At 61.4% G+C, this 18,438-nt stretch carries 17 protein-coding genes, 1 tRNA gene and 1 pseudogene; 9 read left to right on the forward strand and 10 right to left on the reverse strand.

The window, feature by feature from the left end; translation table 11 throughout:
* Positions 1 to 64: 64 nt before the first annotated feature.
* From QEZ49_RS04785 to QEZ49_RS04800, 4 genes are all read right to left on the reverse strand, one after another.
* Complete coding sequence (locus QEZ49_RS04785) at positions 65 to 1,015, reverse strand: FecR domain-containing protein (protein WP_280384702.1); 951 nt, start codon at positions 1,013 to 1,015, stop codon at positions 65 to 67.
* Between the two features lie 164 nt (positions 1,016 to 1,179).
* Positions 1,180 to 1,695, reverse strand: coding sequence for an RNA polymerase sigma factor (locus QEZ49_RS04790; RefSeq protein WP_280384704.1), 516 nt, complete (start codon positions 1,693 to 1,695; stop codon positions 1,180 to 1,182).
* 332 nt (positions 1,696 to 2,027) lie between these two features.
* Positions 2,028 to 2,492: a DUF1330 domain-containing protein gene (locus QEZ49_RS04795; RefSeq protein WP_280384706.1), complete on the reverse strand. Its 465-nt coding sequence runs from the start codon at positions 2,490 to 2,492 to the stop codon at positions 2,028 to 2,030.
* Positions 2,493 to 2,551: 59 nt separating this feature from the next.
* Complete coding sequence (locus QEZ49_RS04800; protein ID WP_280384708.1) at positions 2,552 to 3,274, reverse strand: SDR family oxidoreductase; 723 nt, start codon at positions 3,272 to 3,274, stop codon at positions 2,552 to 2,554.
* A 103-nt stretch (positions 3,275 to 3,377) separates the two neighbouring features.
* Between QEZ49_RS04800 and QEZ49_RS04805 the strand changes: the two genes are divergently transcribed.
* On the forward strand, positions 3,378 to 4,304 hold the full coding sequence (locus QEZ49_RS04805) for a LysR family transcriptional regulator (protein ID WP_280384710.1): 927 nt from the start codon (positions 3,378 to 3,380) through the stop codon (positions 4,302 to 4,304).
* A 134-nt stretch (positions 4,305 to 4,438) separates the two neighbouring features.
* On the opposite strand, the gene QEZ49_RS04810 is transcribed toward QEZ49_RS04805, so the two are convergent.
* From QEZ49_RS04810 to QEZ49_RS04820, 3 genes are all read right to left on the reverse strand, one after another.
* Positions 4,439 to 5,134: a hypothetical protein gene (locus QEZ49_RS04810; RefSeq protein WP_280384712.1), complete on the reverse strand. Its 696-nt coding sequence runs from the start codon at positions 5,132 to 5,134 to the stop codon at positions 4,439 to 4,441.
* Between the two features lie 70 nt (positions 5,135 to 5,204).
* On the reverse strand, positions 5,205 to 5,708 hold the full coding sequence (locus QEZ49_RS04815; protein WP_280384714.1) for a type II toxin-antitoxin system antitoxin SocA domain-containing protein: 504 nt from the start codon (positions 5,706 to 5,708) through the stop codon (positions 5,205 to 5,207).
* A gap of 234 nt (positions 5,709 to 5,942) precedes the next feature.
* Positions 5,943 to 6,032, reverse strand: a tRNA-Ser gene (locus tag QEZ49_RS04820).
* 406 nt (positions 6,033 to 6,438) lie between these two features.
* Between QEZ49_RS04820 and QEZ49_RS04825 the strand changes: the two genes are divergently transcribed.
* The 8 genes from QEZ49_RS04825 (at position 6,439) to QEZ49_RS04860 (ending at position 15,116) form a co-directional block, all read left to right on the forward strand.
* Positions 6,439 to 7,629 carry a septal ring lytic transglycosylase RlpA family protein gene (locus QEZ49_RS04825; RefSeq protein WP_280384716.1) on the forward strand — a complete coding sequence of 397 codons (1,191 nt, stop codon included), beginning with the start codon at positions 6,439 to 6,441 and terminating at the stop codon, positions 7,627 to 7,629.
* Positions 7,630 to 7,708: 79 nt separating this feature from the next.
* A complete protein-coding gene (locus tag QEZ49_RS04830; RefSeq protein ID WP_280384718.1) occupies positions 7,709 to 8,920 on the forward strand; it encodes a D-alanyl-D-alanine carboxypeptidase family protein in 1,212 nt (403 codons plus the stop codon).
* A 173-nt stretch (positions 8,921 to 9,093) separates the two neighbouring features.
* Positions 9,094 to 9,726 carry a DUF1629 domain-containing protein gene (locus QEZ49_RS04835; RefSeq protein ID WP_280384719.1) on the forward strand — a complete coding sequence of 211 codons (633 nt, stop codon included), beginning with the start codon at positions 9,094 to 9,096 and terminating at the stop codon, positions 9,724 to 9,726.
* A gap of 173 nt (positions 9,727 to 9,899) precedes the next feature.
* Positions 9,900 to 10,556: a dTMP kinase gene (tmk, locus tag QEZ49_RS04840; protein ID WP_280384721.1), complete on the forward strand. Its 657-nt coding sequence runs from the start codon at positions 9,900 to 9,902 to the stop codon at positions 10,554 to 10,556.
* Entirely contained in the window at positions 10,556 to 11,689 is a 1,134-nt protein-coding gene (locus QEZ49_RS04845; protein WP_280384723.1) for a DNA polymerase III subunit delta', read from the forward strand. The genes tmk and QEZ49_RS04845 overlap by 1 nt, the downstream gene beginning before the upstream one ends.
* 159 nt (positions 11,690 to 11,848) lie before the next feature.
* Positions 11,849 to 13,507: a methionine--tRNA ligase gene (gene metG, locus QEZ49_RS04850; protein WP_280384725.1), complete on the forward strand. Its 1,659-nt coding sequence runs from the start codon at positions 11,849 to 11,851 to the stop codon at positions 13,505 to 13,507.
* 2 nt (positions 13,508 to 13,509) lie between these two features.
* Complete coding sequence (locus QEZ49_RS04855; RefSeq protein ID WP_280385083.1) at positions 13,510 to 14,322, forward strand: TatD family hydrolase; 813 nt, start codon at positions 13,510 to 13,512, stop codon at positions 14,320 to 14,322.
* Positions 14,319 to 15,116 carry an MBL fold metallo-hydrolase gene (locus tag QEZ49_RS04860; protein ID WP_280384727.1) on the forward strand — a complete coding sequence of 266 codons (798 nt, stop codon included), beginning with the start codon at positions 14,319 to 14,321 and terminating at the stop codon, positions 15,114 to 15,116. Before QEZ49_RS04855 ends, QEZ49_RS04860 begins: the two co-directional genes overlap by 4 nt.
* Before the next feature lie 56 nt (positions 15,117 to 15,172).
* Here the strand turns inward: QEZ49_RS04860 and QEZ49_RS04865 are convergent, their stop codons facing one another.
* The 3 genes and pseudogenes from QEZ49_RS04865 to QEZ49_RS04875 all read right to left on the reverse strand — a co-directional run bounded on the left by QEZ49_RS04865 (position 15,173) and on the right by QEZ49_RS04875 (position 18,416).
* Positions 15,173 to 15,919 carry an SDR family NAD(P)-dependent oxidoreductase gene (locus QEZ49_RS04865; protein ID WP_068462345.1) on the reverse strand — a complete coding sequence of 249 codons (747 nt, stop codon included), beginning with the start codon at positions 15,917 to 15,919 and terminating at the stop codon, positions 15,173 to 15,175.
* A gap of 206 nt (positions 15,920 to 16,125) precedes the next feature.
* Positions 16,126 to 17,682: pseudogene (gene purF, locus QEZ49_RS04870) on the reverse strand (amidophosphoribosyltransferase).
* A 71-nt stretch (positions 17,683 to 17,753) separates the two neighbouring features.
* Entirely contained in the window at positions 17,754 to 18,416 is a 663-nt protein-coding gene (locus QEZ49_RS04875) for a CvpA family protein (protein WP_280384730.1), read from the reverse strand.
* Positions 18,417 to 18,438: the final 22 nt, after the last annotated feature.

The following is an 18,438-nucleotide window of genomic DNA, read 5'->3' on the forward strand; positions in this document are numbered from 1 at the left end:
GCAGCCCCCTTCACCTGTAACGAACGGGCTGTTGGAATTTTCTGCCCGCAGGCCGAAAGAAAATTCAGATCGGCGTAATTACGGTGAGGAAGGGTGAGATCTGGCGCACCTTGCCGCCGAACGGATGCACAACCGCTTCAAGTGCCGTCAGCGGCTGGGTGAGATCGAACACACCGTTGACGCGCCGATCCGCGATCATGGGATCGGCGAGAACAACGCGGCCGGGCAGCCACCGCGCAATGCGGGTGACGACCGCAGCCACGGTTTCCTGATCGGCAACGATACGACCGTCGCGCCAGGCTGCTATTTCGCTGGTATCGCGCACGCCCTGTGCGATGGCGTCGGCGCCGTTTGTTAGAGCCATCCAACGGCCAGCGGCCAGTTCGTCAGCAAAGCGCGTCGGCGATTGCGGCACGCCGACATGGATCACACCGCGATCAACGCCCAGGCTGACGGTTGGGCCATCGATGCTGATGTCGAAACTGCCATCACCGCATGTGGCGGCAACATTTTGCGCTTCAATCAGCAACGGCGCGGCGGCGTTGCTGGCAACAACATCGAAATACGACATGCCGGCCAACAGATCGACGCGCCGTTGCGTCGGCGAGAACGACAACGCCACCGCGCTGTCGGGACCGAGCGTCATGCGGCTGCCATCGGGCAACGTATGGTGCGTGATTTCGGCGGTCCCGGTGACGTAATCCGCACGCGCCTGAATGATCGCCCACGGCAGCGCTTCCCGCCCGACAGCAAATGCCGCCGCGCCAACACCAAACCCGATGAGAACACTGCGCCGACTGGGGCCGGAACGACGCTTGGCATCGGCGCGGGAGCGTTTCAGCGCACCGCCCGCCAGCCCAAAAATCTCGCTGGCCTCAAACCAGGCAGCTTCATGGTCCAGGCTGCGCGCACGCCACTGGCTGATCATCTCCAGAGCAACGGGGCTCGCCGGATCGTTTCTCAGCCGGATAATCAGATCCGTCGCCTCTTCGAATAGGCGATCCTGCTCGGTCATGGCATCCCCGTTTGCGCCGCTGCGCCCACTCCTAGAACGAACGGGTTGGCCAATTTTTCACCTGATGCACGTTTCGGACTGATCGGGTCCGAAGCGATCATGAGAAGTTTCTCAAGACCGATGATTCACGCTTCAGACTGATAGAGGTCCGAAGCGATCATGGTCTAGGGCGTAGCGTCGATGGCGCCAAGCCGCAAACGGATGTGCTTGTAGGCGTCGCGGATCAGCGACCATGTGCGCGACGTCGAGAGTTCGATGCGATCGGCAATCTCGGCGATGGTCAGTTCGTCCATCCGATGCAACTCGAACGCGCGCCGCGTGCGCGCGGGCAATTCGGCGATGGCGCGCTCGGTCGCCGCGAGGCGCTGGCGATCATAGACAATTGCGTCCTGCAGCGGGTTTGGATCGACAATCCATTCTGCCATGTCGGCGGTAAGCTCGACCTTCGGCACCAGCCTGTTGCGCCGGACCAGATCGATGCTGAGGTTGCGCGTGATGGCGAAAAGATAGGCGCGCGGATTGGCGTCAAAGCCAACGCGGCTCGGCTGCGTCGTCAGCAGCCGCACGAACGCATCCTGCGTGATATCGGCTGCAGTGTCGGAGCTGTGCCCGCGCCGCGTCAGCGAGCGAACCAGCTCTTTCGCATGGCGCTGAAACAGCTTGTGGAAATCCCAGGTCACTACTTATTCCAACGCGTCGAGAGCCACACACAGACCATTGATCCTGCCTAGCTGTCTTTAGATTGCGCTGCAATGCCAGTAGTTTAGAGGCTGTCTAAGGGTAGGCACGCCGCTGCGGCTCAATTCCTTACCGCCAAGGTATTGTTTGCGCGGCAGAATTTGCGGGGTCGACGTTGGCGCCTGTGCCTGATGGCAATCGGTGGCGGATCAATTCGCCTTCTTTAGCGTTGCGACCGGGCCACATTGCAGCGGGCGCATCGCTCCGAGTGATGGGGCACCCCGGCATCGGTGAAGGCCGGTTCGATGCCGAGGCGATCCCGTCTCGTCTGGCTTCACAGCCGCGCGGTGTCGGCCATAGCGGCGGAGAACGGCAATTCCGATAACGGGAGCAGGCGAGAATCCTCCACCGCCGCCGAGCGATGGCCAAGTCCGGCGAGATACCCCGTATCACTGACGAAGGAGAGAAAGGCCCCAGCGCTGGCCTGCCGGACCAGCATTACCAGATCCCACCGTTCGTCGGCGGGGCCAATCAGGAAGTGGCCAGCCTCACCGAGAAACAGGATCTCACCGCCGCTCGCCCGCAGGAATGGCAGCGTGTGCTCAATGTAGCGCTCGTAGGCCTGCGCACCGCTGATCGGCATGGCCGGCGCCAGTTCAGGGTGGCTGGAGTAATCGGCAACGTCCCTGAACCTCAGCAGATTGAGCATGACAACAGGACCGGCAAAGTCGCGCTGCATGAACTGGCGACCTGCCTCCTGCGTCGGTTCAAGATAGGACGTGGTGTTAGTGCTGCTCATGGTGGCCCCCGTTGACTGGCGGTGATGGATTTGGTCGTCTTTGATCAGCAGTGCTGGCGTCAATTGAACGACGCGGTCGGCCGTATGGTTATCTCCGTCGTGTCCACGCTTGAGGGCGCTTCGACAATCTGACGAATGGCGCGGGCAATGTCAGCAGGTTGAAGCGCGATAGCCCGATAAGAGTCCATCACCGCCATGGTTTCCGCATGGGTTATGGTCGATGCAAGTTCGCTCTCGACAACGCCGGGATTGACGCAGGTGACACGGATGTTCGTCATCTCCTGACGCAACCCGTCAGAGATAGCCCGGACCGCGAATTTCGTCGCGCAATAGACTGCGGCGGTGGGAACGACCTGTAGCGCACCGATAGAGCCGATATTGATGATCTGGCCGCTGCCCTGCGCTTGCATCACCGGCAGTACCGCGCCGATGCCCCAGAGCACGCCCTTGATATTGACATCGACCATACGGTCCCATTCGTCCTGCTTACCTGCGGACAGCGGCGACAACGGCATAATGCCAGCGTTATTGACCAGGACGTCGATGCGCCCCCAGGTATCGACCGCAGCCTGCGCGAAGGCGGACATAGATAGGCGGTTGGTGACGTCAAGCACGCGGGCCTGCGCAACACCGCCCACGTTGCGGATTTCAGCTGCAATGGCTTCGACACGGTCCAGCCGACGGGCACCCAGCAATACCTTCGCACCCGCATCGCCGAGTTCTCTCGCGATACCTTCGCCAATGCCGCTGGAGGCTCCGGTAATCAGAACAACCTTTTCCACAGTGGTCTCCCTTGATTGCGTTCGTTCGGGAAGAAAGGTGGGCCCCTGTGATTGGTTCTGGTACTCGCCAATTGCTCGACTGGCTGGTTAGTGGTGATTTACAATGAAGATCGATCTGAACCTGCTGCCGTTGTTCCTCGCCATCGCAGAGGAACACAACTTCCGCGCCGCGGCCGACCGCCTGGGTGTGACCCGATCAGCCGTCAGCCAAGGGATACGGCGACTTGAGGACGCTTTCGGAACTGCGCTTGTGATGCGTACGACGCGTTCGGTGCGTATGACGGAAGCGGGCGAGCGGTTGCGCGAAGCCCTGTCGCAACCCCTGTCAGATATCGGAGCTGCACTCGAAGGCGTGGCCGCAGCTGAGAGCGCACCGCGCGGACTGCTGCGGATCGCCGCCACCTCCATCGCGGAACAATTCCTGTCGGGTCCGCTAATCGCGTCGTTTGCAGTGGCCAATCCCGGTGTGACGATCGATATCACAGTGACAGACGGCGAGTTCGATATCGTGGCTGCAGGATTTGATGCGGGCGTAAGGCTAGGCGAAGTCATCGAGCAGGATATGATCGCCATCCCTCTGACCGGTGACCAGCGGGAAATGGTAGCCGCATCTCCAGACTACCTCGCTGTTCATGGCGCGCCAGCGCATCCCCGTGATCTTGTCCGGCATCGCTGCATCGGTTGGCGACCATCGCCCGACGTTGCGCCTTATCGCTGGGAATTCGAGGAGAACGGCCTGCCATTCGACGTGGCCGTAGAGCCGCAGATCACGACCAACGATCTGCGCTTGATGTTGAGGACTGCCCTTGCCGGGGGCGGCATAACCTTCGCACCCGAAGAGACGCTCAGGCCGTTTGTCGAAACCGGGAAACTCACGTCCCTGCTGGAGGATTTCCTGCCGCCGTTTCCGGGCTTCTTTCTATATTTTCCTCAGCGCCGCAACATGGCGCCAAAGCTGCGCGCTCTGATCGATCATGTCGGACGATGGCGGCAACGCATCAGTCCGCCGACAACGATGCCAGAGGGCTAGCAAACGTTTAGCGTCCATCCTTCGAGACGGATCGCGTCTCAGTAGATTGAGCACGACAACAGGATTGGCAAAGTCATGCTGCATCAAGCGGTGCGACGGGCCCACATTGCAGCGTTCGCAGCGTCGATTGCCGTCTATTTCTTCTTGAAAAGGTCGAGGACGTTCTCGCTGGAGTCCGGTGGAACAGCAATACCCGCCAATTCGAGGGCCTTCAAAAACGTGCGAACGGCAGCTTCAAACTCGTCTAGAGATATAGCTTGCTCTACCGGAACTATGTGGGGTCGCAGAACGCGCCCTTTGCTCTTGCTATGCTCACTCACGTCCAGGATCAAGGGGATCGGGTCGTTCGGATCATCAACGCAGTGAAGTTCATGAACTCCGCGAGCCAAGAAGCGGATGTGTTCAAGCACAAGAGGCTGCAACTTTCGCGCGTTGATCACAACCGCATAAGATTGCCCATCAACATACCAGAAGCCTTTGATGCTTGGCTTGAACCAGAACCCCAGTACCTTGACCGGCTTCTGTGGCAGCGCATACCACCTTCCCCGCCCGCTGAAGTGCTGTCGCAGCAGCCGCACCACATCTTGAATCGAGTTATTCTTCCAATCAGTGTCGTATTGATTGAATTGGCTCTGAATGTAGCCGTCAGACGCCAACCCACTAACGATAAACTCCATCCGATTCCAAATCGAACCGTAGGACATGAAGCTTGCGTTGCCTAACCGGTCGCGCAGGTTGAAGGACGTCTGGACCGGATCCATACGAACCACGGTGGGCATCGCAAACTTGGGGAAGTCAAGCAACTCGAATAACTTAGCGCGCCTCGACATCAAGGACTCCCGCTATCAAAGGTGCAGAATCTCCAATTAATAATTGATTCACATGAATCTGCCAACGAGGTCAGTGTCGAACCGTGGATCGCGCCCCGCCGCCGAAAAAGTCGCTGATCAGCTCATTTGGAATCCGAGGACTGCTTGTAGGATCTGTAAGGGTGGCGCGGTAGACGATGTCCCAAGGTCCACCAGGAATATGCGACAGCGACACAAGTTGGCTTGTAGTGAAACGGCTATAGTTCTTAAATTCAGCAACGATAATCTGAACGTCCTCTGCTCGCACATCATCAAACGGTATTGGACCGCGTTGCCCAGTCGCGTAGTCGAGGAATTGTGCAGGCGCAGCAATTGGAGCTTCTTTGTAGGCCTTGAATGCGTCGAACACCGGGCGAATGACGGGACCGAATTGCCAAGCCTCGAAGTGATTGCGAATCAATCCCTCGGGCCTCAGCCGCAACGACTCTGCGTGAATGAAAAACAGCAACTTGTTTATGCGCAAATTCGTGAGATCGAACTCGACAGCGTCGAACTTCGACAGCACCAGGTTACAGATCTTCCGCGCTTCATACATCGCCGTAGCGTACCAGAGTCGAAGGCAGCCCCATAACGGCGCGGGCTACGTCAATTCTTTCGCGACATGCAAGACTGGCTGTCATTGGAACAACAGCGTCATCATGTATCCTATCCGTCATTAGCAGTAACAATACCGGCAACGATCTGTTCGGAGCCGGGCGACTTTATCCTATCGGCTTTAGCGTAGATCGTCGTTCCGAGTGACTTTCACCGAGCCCACTCAGGGCTGATATGGCGGAGGGGGTGGGATTCGAACCCACGGTACGGTTCCCCGCACGGCGGTTTTCAAGACCGCTGCCTTAAACCACTCGGCCACCCCTCCTGCATACCGGCGAGCCGATGCGCCGCGAACCTATAGGGCCCTGCGGCGGCTGCCTCAAGCCGGTTTCTCCCTTTACCCAATCTCAAGCACGTATTGCCATGCTTCTCACAGGGGCGCGCCGTTGCGCCGCGCCCTGTCGGTGAGGATCTGAGGATTCCGAGGATCTGGCCCCAATGGAGGGGAGAGGCGGTTGAAAGACCGCTAAGCCGGCCTTCGTTCCGGTCAGACGGTGCAACGGCATCGCAAGCTGGCCAACGAGCTTTGAACGTGCTTCCGCAGGCCCTTCCGGTGGGAAAGCACGGCGCCTCAATAACAGCCGGAGACGGGCCCCGTGCACGTGCACGAGACGTCAGGGCGATGGACAGATGGCCGATCCCTACAACCGGGATAGGTGGGAAAGTGTGCGATGCGTAGGTTGGCGGGCGAGACGGCGATAGGGCCGCGAACAGTGGCAAAGCATGATTTGCGCCGCGTTGTTGGCCCGTCGGCAATGGACGCGACAGGCGGCCGCGGTCGCTCCACACCTTTGATCGTCCGTAACGTGCTGCGCCTTTCCGTTACCGTTTGTGCGGCCGCGCTGGCCGCGTGCTCCGGCAGCAGCGGGGTTTCTCCTGTCACAACCGGAAGCCTGGGCTCCGGCAAAGTGGGATCGACCGAAAGCGAGCTTGGCGTTGCCGCCAGTCCGCGCCTGGTCCATTCCGGTGCCGTTCCGAAGGGCGGGGGTGTATACAAGGTTGGCAAGCCGTATCAGGTCGCCGGCCGGTGGTACTACCCCAAGGAAGAGCCCAATTATGATCGCTCCGGCACCGCTTCCTGGTATGGGTCGCCGTTCCATGGTCGCAAGACGTCGAACGGCGAAATCTATGACATGCATGCGCTGACGGCCGGGCATCCGACGCTGCCGATGCCGTCCTATGCGTATGTGACCAATCTGCAGAACAACCGCACGATTCTGGTGCGCATCAACGATCGCGGACCGTACGCCAAAGACCGCATGATCGATATGTCGATGCGCTCCGCCGAAGCGCTGGGCTTCAAGCAGAAGGGGCTGGCGAAGGTGCGCGTGCGCTATGCTGGCCGCGCGCCGCTGAACGGCGATGACACGACGGAACGGCAGTTTCTGATGGCGCAGAACTGGTCGGGCGGCATCAACATGGCGCAGTCAGAAACGGCGGGCTCGATTACGACAGCATCGCTTGGCGGACCGGCCAGTTCCAACAGCGCGTTGGGACGCACGGCGGTGGCTATGGCTGCAACGTCGGTGATGGCGTGGACATACCGGGAGCACCGGCTGCGGCTGAAGGGGTCTTCGCGCTCGGCGTTGGGCGCCGAACTGCCTGAACCGGTATATGTGCGCGTTGGCCCGTTCACATCCCACGCGGAAGCTGAGCGACTGCGGCGCATGCTTGGCGGCAGCGACGCCAGCCAGGTGGATGTGATGGGTGCCGATGGCGCCGAGCAGTTTTCAGTGCGCATGGGGCCCTATGACGATCCCGGGGCCGCAGCCGCCATGGCACGCATCGCGGAAGCTGGATTTGCGCCACAGGCAAGCGCAAACCTTGAGGGGACAAGTGAATGGGCGCCGCTAGATAAATAGCGCGTGGCGTTGACATGGACCGTAGGCAGACGGGATAGTTCGATCCGGATGCAATCAGCCGACAAGGTCCGATATTCAAATGCTTTTTCTCCACCGTCGCGGACTTCGGGACTGCCTGATAAGGACGCTGGCAGTGCTGGCGGCGCTGTTTGCCATCCTCGCGCCCCAGCTTGCGATGGCGCAGGGCGGCTTCAAAACGAAGGCCAAGGCAGCGTTGCTGCTGGATGCCGATACGGGCGCGGTTTATTTCCAGCACAACGCCGATGAATTGATGCCGCCAGCCTCTATTTCGAAGCTGGTGACGGCGGCGGTGGTGTTTCGCGCGCTGAAGGAAGGGCGGATAAAGCTCACCGACGAATTCAGGATGAGCGAGCATGCCTGGCGCACGGGCGGTGCACCCTCGCGAACATCGTCGATGTTTGTGCCGATCAACACGACCGCGACCGTCGATGATCTGCTGAAAGGCCTGATCATCCAGTCGGGCAACGACGCTGCGATCTGTCTGGCGGAAGGCCTGAGCGGCAGTGAAGCGCAGTTCGCCAAAAGCATGGCCGAGGAAGCCAAGCGCATCGGCTTGACGAAATCGACATTCGCCAATCCGAGCGGACTCTATCACGCCGATCAGCAGATGACGGCGCGCGAAATTGCGCTGTTGGCCCGCTACCTGATCCGCGAATATCCCGAATACTACCCGATCTTTTCGCAGCGGCTGTTCGAGTACAGCAAGTTCAAGTTCTTCAACCGCAATCCGCTGCTGGCACTGGACATCGGCGCCGATGGTCTGAAGACGGGGTTCGTCAGGGAATCCGGCTACAATCTCGTGGGCTCGACGGTGCAGGGTGGCAAGCGGCTGATCGTGGTCGTGATGGGCCTTGCCACCGAGGCGGAGCGCACTTCCGAGGCGCGGCGTCTGCTGGACTGGGGCTATCGCAGCTTTGCGCCGTTCACGCTGTTTGAGGCCGGCGAAACCGTGGGCTCGGCGCGGGTATGGGGCGGCGAGAGCCTGTTCGTGCCGTTGACCGGCGCTGGCGCGGTGCGGGTGATCTTGCCCCGCGTGCCGGAGAATCCGCGGCTCAAGGCCGAGATTGTCTACAACGGGCCGCTGAAGCCGCCGGTGCGGCAGGGCGATAAGGTGGCGGTGTTGCGCGTTATCACGCAGAACAATTCCGTCAATGAAGTGCCGCTCTATGCGGCGAAGGATGTGGAAGAGGGCGGACTGGTGCGGCGTGGCCTCGATTCGCTGGCCTATTTGGCGCTGGGGCTCATTCCGTCACTGAAGGCCGAGGACTAGGCCGGGGCAGGGACTGCACGTTAGGGCTAGTCGCAGCGGCTTCGCGAGAGCGTCACACGGATTTCCTGGAAGGTGGTCCAGCCCGGATACCGTATCCGCCAATGCTGGCCGCATCTGCGCGCGTCCTAGCGATGTCGGGTTGCAGGCGATGTGTAATTTAATAGGAGCCGGCAATGGCTTGGCAGCTTGATTTCTCCTCTGAATTCGCAACGCCTTCGATCGAGTTTATAAATCCGCCGGATAACTATTTTGTTCTCGGCATGAGCGTTGGGTTTCCTGTAAATCCCGGGGCTGTGCCGACGTCGGGAAGATTGGAGGAGCCATGGGAAAAACCATTTGTGGACGTATTTCCTATGCCAGGATTGAACGCTGTAAGTGAGCGCTTCAAAAACCTAGTCGAACAATTTGAGCCCGGTATGCATCAGTTTTTTCCCTTCATGATTGAGCATCGCGATGGCACGCTGATTGATGAGAAACTATACATCTTCAATTGCGCCGTGGGCGTCGATGCGATCATTTTCCGAAAACATCAGCCCGTATGGCAAACGTATGAATTCGATCCTCCCACGCTCTTCGCGGGGATGCTGGAAAAGTTCGAGCTGAGCTGCCCGGCGATAGGGGAGCACCATATCTGGTGCGGTGAGACCGTGGCCCCGAGGTCGCTATTTGTTTCTGATGCTTTCTATTCCGCAGTGAAGCATAACAAGATACGCGGCCTCCGGGGGAGGCACCGCGAAGAGCTCGATGATCCATGGACTGAAGCGGAAATCGCGCCTCTTATTGAGTGGAACTCGAAAAGGCATTAGGCGGCGATTTTGCGATTTATTTTTTTGCCGTTGTTGCGTTGGGCATTGGTGCGGTGCCAGCCAGCTCGGTGTCCTGTCAGAGCACGCGCCTCCTGGTCTAGCCGGTAGCGGCCCTGCATGTTACCGACTTGGGACGCCTGCCGCAGCGGCTGGCAGCGACAGGGGAAGTGGCCGTGCTGGGCAAATTCATCACCTTTGAAGGCGGCGAAGGCTCGGGCAAGTCGACCCAGGCGCGCCTGCTCGCCGATGCTCTGGCGGCCCGGAACATCGCCACCGCGATGACGCGCGAGCCGGGCGGTTCTCCGTTTGCCGAGGCGATGCGGCATGTGATCCTCGATCCCGCGACGCCGCCCCATTCGCCGCTGTCGGAAGCGCTGCTGTTCTATGCCGCCCGCGCCGATCACCTCGATCATGTTGTGCGTCCGGCGCTGAACGATGGCGTGTGGGTGATCTGCGACCGCTTTATCGATTCCACCCGCGTTTATCAGGGCGTGGCAGGCGGGCTGCCCGGCGAGGTGATCGATACGTTGAACGAGATGATCGTCAGCCCGACGCTGCCGGACCTGACCATCATACTCGATCTGCCGGCCGAGCTTGGGCTGGGCCGCGCCTACGCGCGCCGCGTTGACCGCATAAATCCCGATACCGAAGCCGACGCCTACGAACGGCGCGACCTTGAATTCCACTGGCGGCTGCGCGGAGCGTTCCAGGCCATTGCAGCCGCTGAGCCGGATCGCTGTGTGCTGATAGACGCCGCGCAGGACGAGCGGGAGGTGTTCACCGAGGTGTGGCGCGCGGTGGAAAGCCGGTTGCTGGCAGCGGTGGCCTGATGGCCCGCACGCCCGCCGCACAACAGGTTGAAGCTCTGCCCGAAGCTGATCGGCTGGGTGACTTCCCGCATCCGCGCGATACAGCACGTCTGTTCGGTCTGGAAGCAGGCGAGGCGATGCTGGCGGAGGCGCTGGCGGAAGGGCGAACGCACCATGCGTGGCTGCTTTCCGGCCCGCAGGGCATCGGCAAGGCAACGCTGGCGTATCGTTTCGCACGCGCCGCGCTGGCATCCCCTGATGAGCGCGATCCTTCGGGGACCAGCCTTTCAGTGCCGGAGAACAGCATCGCCGCGCGTCAGGTGCGGGCGCTTTCGCATCCCGGACTGCTGCTGATCCGCCGGCCGTACGACACCAAGGCCAAGCGCTTCACGACCTCCATTCCGGTGGACGAGGTGCGGCGGCTGCGCTCGTTCCTGTCGCATCGCGCGGCTGGGGATGGCTGGCGCGTGGTGATCGTCGATCAGGCCGACGACCTGAACGTGAATGCCGCCAACGCGCTGCTGAAGTCGCTGGAGGAGCCGCCGGAGCGCACGGTGTTTCTGCTGATATCGTCGGCGCCGGGGCAACTGGTGCCGACCATACGTTCGCGCTGTCGCGATCTGGTGCTGCCGGCGCTGTCCGACAAAGACCTGCGTGCTGCGGCGGAACAGGCGCTGGCGGTTGCGGAACTGAAGGCGCCGGACGAATCAGAATGGAGCGCGCTGATCGCTCTGGCGGGCGGCAGCACCGGGCGGCTGCTGGGGCTTTTAGGCGGCGGCGGCATCGAGCTGCAGGGACATGTCGATCGCCTGATCGAGACGCTGCCGCGGGTGGACTGGAACGCCGTGCACCGGCTTGGAGACGAGCTACAACCTACAGCCGCTAATGAGCGTTTTGAGTTGTTTTATGAGCTGCTGCTGGAAACGCTGGCGCGCCTGATCCGCCTCGCTGTAACGGGCGAGGGAACCGACGCGGAGCGGCAGCGGGCTTCGCGGATCATGGGGGAGGCGCGGCTTGCGTCGTTCGCTGCGCTGTGGGAAAGAATAGCCCGCGAAAAGGCCCAGACTGTTGGGCTTAACCTCGACCGCAAGGGGCTGATCCTTGATACTGCGGCCAATCTGGCCGCTGCCGCTCAGGATAACAGGTCCGCTTGAGAAGAACGGAAGCCGTCTGCGATATGTCAGCCATGCTCCCATATGCGATCTTCGCCGCGCCCTGCGCCCGAATGTGAAGCGTCGCCGCGCTGTCCATCGGCAGCGTCGATTCTTTTCAGGCATCATCATCGACATCACAATTCCGAGGACAAAAGGTCCATGAGCGGGCGTCAAAAGTTTTACATCACCACGGCCATTTCCTATCCCAATGGCTCGCCGCATATCGGACACGCCTATGAGGCGATCGCGACCGATACCATTGCGCGCTTTGAGCGGCTCGACGGCAAGGACGTTTACTTCCTGACCGGCACCGACGAGCATGGCCTGAAGATGAAGCAGACCGCCGCGCGGGAAGGGCTGACACCGCGTGAGCTGGCGGATCGCAACGCCAAGCGCTTCCGCGAGATGGCTGGCACGCTGGGCCTGTCGAACGACGATTTCATCCGCACCACCGAGCCGCGCCACTATGAGGCCGCGCAGGAAATCTGGCGCCGGATGGAAGCCAACGGCGACATCTTCCTGAAGGCCTATGCCGGCTGGTATTCGGTGCGCGACGAGGCGTTTTACAACGAGAGCGAGACCACGCTCGGCGACGACGGCGTGCGACGCGGGCCGCAGGGCACGCCGGTGGAGTGGACGGAAGAGGAAACCTATTTCTTCCGCCTGTCCGCCTATCAGGATCGGCTGCTGGCGCACTACGACGCCAACCCGGATTTCATTCTGCCGCTGGAACGCCGCAACGAGGTGACGAGCTTCGTGCGTGGCGGTCTTGAGGATCTTTCGATTTCGCGCACGACGCTGGACTGGGGCGTGCCGGTGCCGGAATCGACCACGCGCGAGCAGTCCGGCAATGGCGCACAACATGTGATGTACGTGTGGGTCGACGCGCTCACGAATTACATCACCGCGCTGGGCTATCCCGATCAGCTCAATCCGCTGTGGCGTTTGTGGCCGGCAAACGTGCACGTGATCGGCAAGGATATTCTGCGTTTCCACACCGTCTACTGGCCCGCGTTCCTGATGTCGGCGGGTCTGGAGATTCCGAAGCGCGTGTTCAGCCACGGCTTCGTGCTCTCCAAGGGCGAGAAGATGTCGAAGTCGGTCGGCAACGTTGTCGATCCATTCGATCTGGTGAAGGCGTATGGCCGCGAGCAGGTGCGTTACTTCTTCCTGCGCGAGGTGAACTTCGGCCAGGACGGCAACTACAGCCCGGAAGCCATCGCCAATCGCATCAATGCCGATCTCGCGAATGATCTGGGCAACCTTGCCCAGCGTTCGCTGTCGATGATCAACAAGAACTGCGACGCACGCGTGCCCCAGCCCGGTGAGTTCACCGACGCCGACAAGGCTATTCTTGCCGCCGCCGATGGCATGTACGCGAAGGCTCGTGAGGCGATGGATCGCCAGGCGGTGACGCGTTACCTCGACGCCGTGTGGTACGTCGTTGCCGAAGCTAACCGCTACTTTGCGGGCGAAGAGCCGTGGGCGAAGAAAAAGACCGATCCCAAGCGCATGGAGACCATTCTCTATGTGACGGCGGAGGTGGTGCGCCAGATTGCCATTCTGGCGCTGCCGGTGACGCCGGATGCTGCGGGCAAACTGCTGGATTATCTGGCGCAGGATGACGAGGCGCGCGGGTTCGCGGCGCTGGGAGAGGCTGGACGTCTGAAGCCCGGCGCGGAACTGCCAGCGCCTGCCGGTGTGTTCCCGCGCTATGTTGCACCGGAAGTGGAAGGTGGCGACGAAGATCCTGACTCAGCAGAAAAGCCGAAGAAGGCACCGAAGGAGCCAAAACCGCCGAAAGGCCCGGCCGCGTGACCATGCTTGTCGATCACCATTGCCATCTCGATTTTCCGCAGCTCGAAGCTGACCGGGCAGGCATTCTGCGGCGGGCGAAAGCTGCGAACGTCGGCGTGATGGTGACGATTGCAACGCGCGTGCATCAGCTGCCGAAGCTGCTGGCGATCTGCGAAGCGCATGACAACATATACTGCTCGGTTGGCACCCATCCGCACAACGCCGACGAGCCCGACGAGCGCGGCATTTCCGCCGATGAAATCGTGCGCCTCGCCGCGCATCCGAAGGTTGTCGCGATCGGTGAAGCGGGGCTCGACTACTTCTACAAAAAAGCTTCGCCGGAGGGGCAGGCGGAAGGCTTCCGCACGCATATCGAAGCGGCGCGCCGCACCGGTCTGCCGCTGGAAATCCATACCCGCGACGCCGATCAGGACACCATCGCGATTCTGGAGGAAGCGCATGCTTCCGGCGGGCCGTTCCCGGCCATTCTGCATTGCTATACCGGCGGGCCGGAACTGGCCGCGCGCGCGGTGGAACTTGGGCTCTATGTTTCGTTCACCGGTGTGCTGACGTTTAAGAAGAACGACGCGCTGCGCGAGATTGCGCGCGCTGTACCGCTGGATCGGCTGCTGGTTGAAACCGATGCGCCGTATCTGGCGCCGGAGCCGTACCGCGGCAAGACCAACGAGCCGTCCTATGTGGCGCACACCGCCGCGACGCTGGCCAAGGTGAAGGGTGTATCGCAGGACGATATAGCACGCATCACCACCGACAACTTCTTCCGGCTGTTCACAAAGGTGAAGCGGCCCGACACATCGGAAAGCGCCAGCGCATGAGCTATCGCGCCACCATTCTGGGCTGTGGCTCATCGGGGGGCGTGCCGCGCATCGGCACCATGTGGGGTGCATGCGATCCGACCAACGCGAAGAACCGACGTCTGCGTTGCAGCATGCTGGTGGAGCGGCTGGGCAAACCGCGCAACACGACGGCGCTGATCGATTCCTCGCCCGATGTGCGTGAGCAGCTTCTCAGCGTGCGCTGCGATGCGCTGGACGGCGTGCTTTACACGCACGATCATGCCGACCACACGCACGGCATCGATGATTTGCGCATGGTCGCCTACGCGATGAAAAAGCGGCTGGATGTGTGGGCTGACGATGCGACGCGTGCAAGCCTTACGGCGCGTTTTGCCTATTGCTTCGAGAAGCCCGCAGGCTCCAGCTATCCGCCCATTTTAACCGCACATACCATCGCGCCGCCGCAGCCGGTACGCATTGACGGCCCATCCGGCGCAATCGAACTGGTGCCATTCGAGCAGGTGCATGGCGATATCCCGACGCTGGGATTCCGCATCGGCAAGCTGGCCTATTCGCCCGACGTGAGTGACATCTGCGATGCGTCGGCGGCGATGCTGCAGGGACTTGATGTGTGGATCGTCGATGCGCTGCGCTTCATTCCGCATCCCAGCCATTTCAGCGTCAAACAGGCGCTGGAATGGATCAAGCGGCTGCAGCCCAAGCGCGCGATCCTCACGCACATGACGACCGATCTCGATTACGAGGCGCTGCGCCGCGAGCTGCCGGAGAATGTAGAACCGGCCTATGACGGCATGGTCATCAACTTCGACTGATCGACGCGCGTTGCCGTCAAATGACGCGCCGATCTCAATCGTGCGCGGGCGGATGATCAGCTTTCGCTTTCGGTGTGTTCTTTCTTCCAGTCAGCGAAATTGATGATGCGGCCGGAGAAGTCGCACGACGGCGATGCGAGCTCGACGAACAGCGGCGCCAGTTCCTGCGGAGCGGGCAGCGTTTCGGGATTTTCGCCGGGAAAGGCTTTCGCGCGCATCACCGTGCGCACCGGCCCCGGATTGACGAGGTTGACGTGAATGTCGGACGACTTCACCTCGTTGCCGTAGGTTTTCGCCAGCGCTTCAAGGCCCGCCTTCGATACGGCATACGGCCCCCAGTAGGCATACTTGCCGGTGGCGGCGCCCGACGTGACGAAGATCACGCGGCCGGCGTCGGAGCGCTTCAGCAGCGGATCGAGTGTGCGCAGCAGACGCCAGTTGGCCGACAGGTTGATGTCGATCACCTGGCTCCATGCGTCTTCTGTTACGTGCGGCAGCGGTGATAGCGGGCCGAGGATGCCAGCGTTGCCGACGAGAATGTCGAGCTTGCCCCAGCGCTGATAGATGGTCGGCCCGAGCTGATCGATCCGGTCGCCCTTCGTCAGATCGAGCTGCAGCAGTGTCGCCTTGCTGCCGACGCGGCGGATCTCGTCGTCCAGTTCCTCCAGCGCGCCGATGGTGCGCGCAACAAGAATGACATGCGCGCCCGCCTCAGCCAGTGCCAGTGCGGCTGCACGGCCGATGCCGCGCGAGGCGCCCGTGACGAGGGCCAAACGATCCTTGAGCGGCTTTTTATGCTTCATGGGTTTGTGCTCTCACGGGTTGATTGTGGCATCGGCGACAGCGGGAATACGCCCGGAGCATCTATAGCCTGAACGCGGCGCCGGGCACCACCGGGGAAGGCAAAACGCCGCCGTGCGGTGGCCGCACATACCTGCGCCGAAGCCCAAACGAACAGCGCCGGACACATGGCCCGGCGCCGGTAACGCAGTCAAAAGCCAAACGGCGATCAGCCCACCTCAGCCAGCCACGAGAGCTGACGGGGAATGGCAACGCCGCTCTGGTCTGTGAGCGGTGTTGGATATTCGCCGGTGAAGCAATGGTCGGTGAACTGCGGGCTGCGCGCATCACGGCCTTCAAAGCCAACAGCGCGATAGATGCCATCGACGGAGAGGAACGCGAGGCTGTCGACGCCGAGGAATTCGCGCATGCCCTCAAGGTCCATCGTCGCCGCCAGCAGCGAAGTGCTGTCCGGCGTATCGATGCCATAATAATCCGGGTGCGTGATTGGCGGCGATGAAATGCGCATGTGCACTTCGCGCGCGCCGCTTTCGTACATCAGCTTGGCGATCTTTTTCGAGGTGGTGCCGCGGACGATGCGGATCGTCGACCAGCACGATGCGCTTGCCGTCGAATCATGCTGGCGGTTGGCCGATTGTGCTTCAGCTTGACGCCCATGATGGCGGATGCGACTCGCCCGGCGGCGATGAAGGTGCGGCCGACATAGTGGTTGCGGATGATGCCGAGCTCGAACGGAAGGCCGGCGGCTTGCGAGAAGCCGATGGCTGCCGGGTACGCCAGAGTCCGGCACCGGCACGACGATGTCGGCGTCGACGGGGCTTTCGAGCGCCAGCTCGGCGCCGATGCTGCTTGCGCACGTCATAGACGTTGCGGCCCGCCGATGACGCTATCGGGACGGGCGAAATAGACATATTCGAAGACGCACGGACGCGCGGGCTTCTGCGGCTCGAACGGGAAGATGCTCTCGATGCCCTCGGTGGTGACGATCACCATCTCGCCGGGCTTGAGGTCGCGCACGAAACGCGCGCCGATGATGTCGAGCGCGCAGGTCTCGGAGGCGAGGATCCAGGCGCCGTCGAGATCGCCGAGCACCAGCGGGCGGATGCCGAGCGGATCGCGGCAGCCGATCATCTTCTTCGACGACAGCGCGACCAGCGAAAACGCACCCTCGACCTGGCGCACCGCATCGATGAAGCGCGCATTGAGGTCGCGTTCCTTCGAGGTGGCGACAGCAGATGCAGGATGGTTTCGGTGTCGGAGGTCGACTGAGAAGATCGAGCCGCTGCTTCTGCAGCGCGCGCTGCACCGTCATCGCATTGGTCAGGTTGCCGTTATGCGCGACAGCGAAGCCGCCATCGGCGAGTTCGGCGAAGAAAGGCTGGATGTTGCGGACGTACCGGATCGCCGCCCGTCGTGGCGTAGCGGGTGTGGCCGATGGCGCAGTGTGGCCCTTGAGGCGCTCGATGACGCTGGCGCGCGAGAAGTGGTCGCCGATCAGGCCGACATGCGGCGCTCGGACGTGGAACTGGCTGTCCGTCGTAGCAGACGATGCCGGCAGGCCTCCTGGCCGCGATGCTGGAGCGCATGCAGACCCAGCGCGACGATTAGCCGCGGCGGCATCGGGGTGCCCAAAAATGCCGAAGACTCCACATTCTTCGCGGAGTCTGTCGTCGCCGTAGCGTAGATAACCGGGGCCTTGGAGTTTCGCACACTCGCTTGCGTCGTCATCCGAACTGCAATCGGTGTCATCGAGCCGTTGAGTCATGGCCACCTCCCACTGGTGTCGCCCGCCGCGGCGAATTTATGAACGCGATTAAGGCCAGTGTGCTGTCCGGGTTAACTTGCGCGCACCGTCCAGGTGACAGAAATATGATATCTCCCCCCCGCTTCAAGCGCCATTTCGTCGCTTTGCCGAATTTGTAATGAACCCTGCTGCTGAAGCTGCGTGGGCTGTTCATCCTGCGGCTGATCTCCGCCCGGATTGGTCAGCGACGAGGGCATATATGCCTCAAGGACATAGCGGATCGAATTGCCCGTGCTCTGGATATAGGGAAGCGTGACAGCCTCCTTGACCCACGGGAAATGCTGTTCCCGATCGGGGAAGAACGCCTCATAAAACATGTAGGGGATAACGATCAGGATAAAGCCGCGCGCGACCCCGAACAGAAATCCTAAGACGCGGTCAACCATACCGACTCGGCTGTCGAGAATCGTATCGGACAGCCTTGCGGTGAGCAGATGCACCACGATCAGCACGATCAGGAAGATGACTGCGCCAACGACGATCTGAGCCACAGCCACCGGCGTGCCCATCTGGGCAGCCATGTCCTGCGCAAACGGCTTATGGAAGAGAACGAAATAAAGCACCGCCGCTGCGGCCACGGCCCACGAGATGATCGAGAGCATCTCGCGCGAGAAACCGCGATACATGGCCAGCAGGCCAGAAATGAAGCAAATGGCCAGCACCGCCGCATCGAGGTAGGTGATCGGACCGAGCATGAGCTTAAGCTCCGTTAGACAT

This window comes from Hyphomicrobium sp. D-2, assembly GCF_029872155.1.
GTDB lineage: Bacteria > Pseudomonadota > Alphaproteobacteria > Rhizobiales > Hyphomicrobiaceae > Hyphomicrobium_A.

Excerpts from the sequence above, each read along its gene's own strand:
- QEZ49_RS04785 (WP_280384702.1), bottom strand. The coding sequence starts at position 1,015 with ATGACCGAGCAGGATCGCCTATTCGAAGAGGCGACGGATCTGATTATC.
- QEZ49_RS04795 (WP_280384706.1), bottom strand. The coding sequence starts at position 2,492 with ATGAGCAGCACTAACACCACGTCCTATCTTGAACCGACGCAGGAGGCA.
- QEZ49_RS04805 (WP_280384710.1), top strand. The coding sequence starts at position 3,378 with ATGAAGATCGATCTGAACCTGCTGCCGTTGTTCCTCGCCATCGCAGAG.
- QEZ49_RS04810 (WP_280384712.1), bottom strand. The coding sequence starts at position 5,134 with ATGTCGAGGCGCGCTAAGTTATTCGAGTTGCTTGACTTCCCCAAGTTT.
- QEZ49_RS04815 (WP_280384714.1), bottom strand. The coding sequence starts at position 5,708 with ATGTATGAAGCGCGGAAGATCTGTAACCTGGTGCTGTCGAAGTTCGAC.
- QEZ49_RS04825 (WP_280384716.1), top strand. The coding sequence starts at position 6,439 with ATGCGTAGGTTGGCGGGCGAGACGGCGATAGGGCCGCGAACAGTGGCA.
- QEZ49_RS04830 (WP_280384718.1), top strand. The coding sequence starts at position 7,709 with ATGCTTTTTCTCCACCGTCGCGGACTTCGGGACTGCCTGATAAGGACG.
- QEZ49_RS04835 (WP_280384719.1), top strand. The coding sequence starts at position 9,094 with ATGGCTTGGCAGCTTGATTTCTCCTCTGAATTCGCAACGCCTTCGATC.
- QEZ49_RS04845 (WP_280384723.1), top strand. The coding sequence starts at position 10,556 with ATGGCCCGCACGCCCGCCGCACAACAGGTTGAAGCTCTGCCCGAAGCT.
- metG (WP_280384725.1), top strand. The coding sequence starts at position 11,849 with ATGAGCGGGCGTCAAAAGTTTTACATCACCACGGCCATTTCCTATCCC.
- QEZ49_RS04855 (WP_280385083.1), top strand. The coding sequence starts at position 13,510 with ATGCTTGTCGATCACCATTGCCATCTCGATTTTCCGCAGCTCGAAGCT.
- QEZ49_RS04860 (WP_280384727.1), top strand. The coding sequence starts at position 14,319 with ATGAGCTATCGCGCCACCATTCTGGGCTGTGGCTCATCGGGGGGCGTG.
- QEZ49_RS04865 (WP_068462345.1), bottom strand. The coding sequence starts at position 15,919 with ATGAAGCATAAAAAGCCGCTCAAGGATCGTTTGGCCCTCGTCACGGGC.
- QEZ49_RS04875 (WP_280384730.1), bottom strand. The coding sequence starts at position 18,416 with ATGCTCGGTCCGATCACCTACCTCGATGCGGCGGTGCTGGCCATTTGC.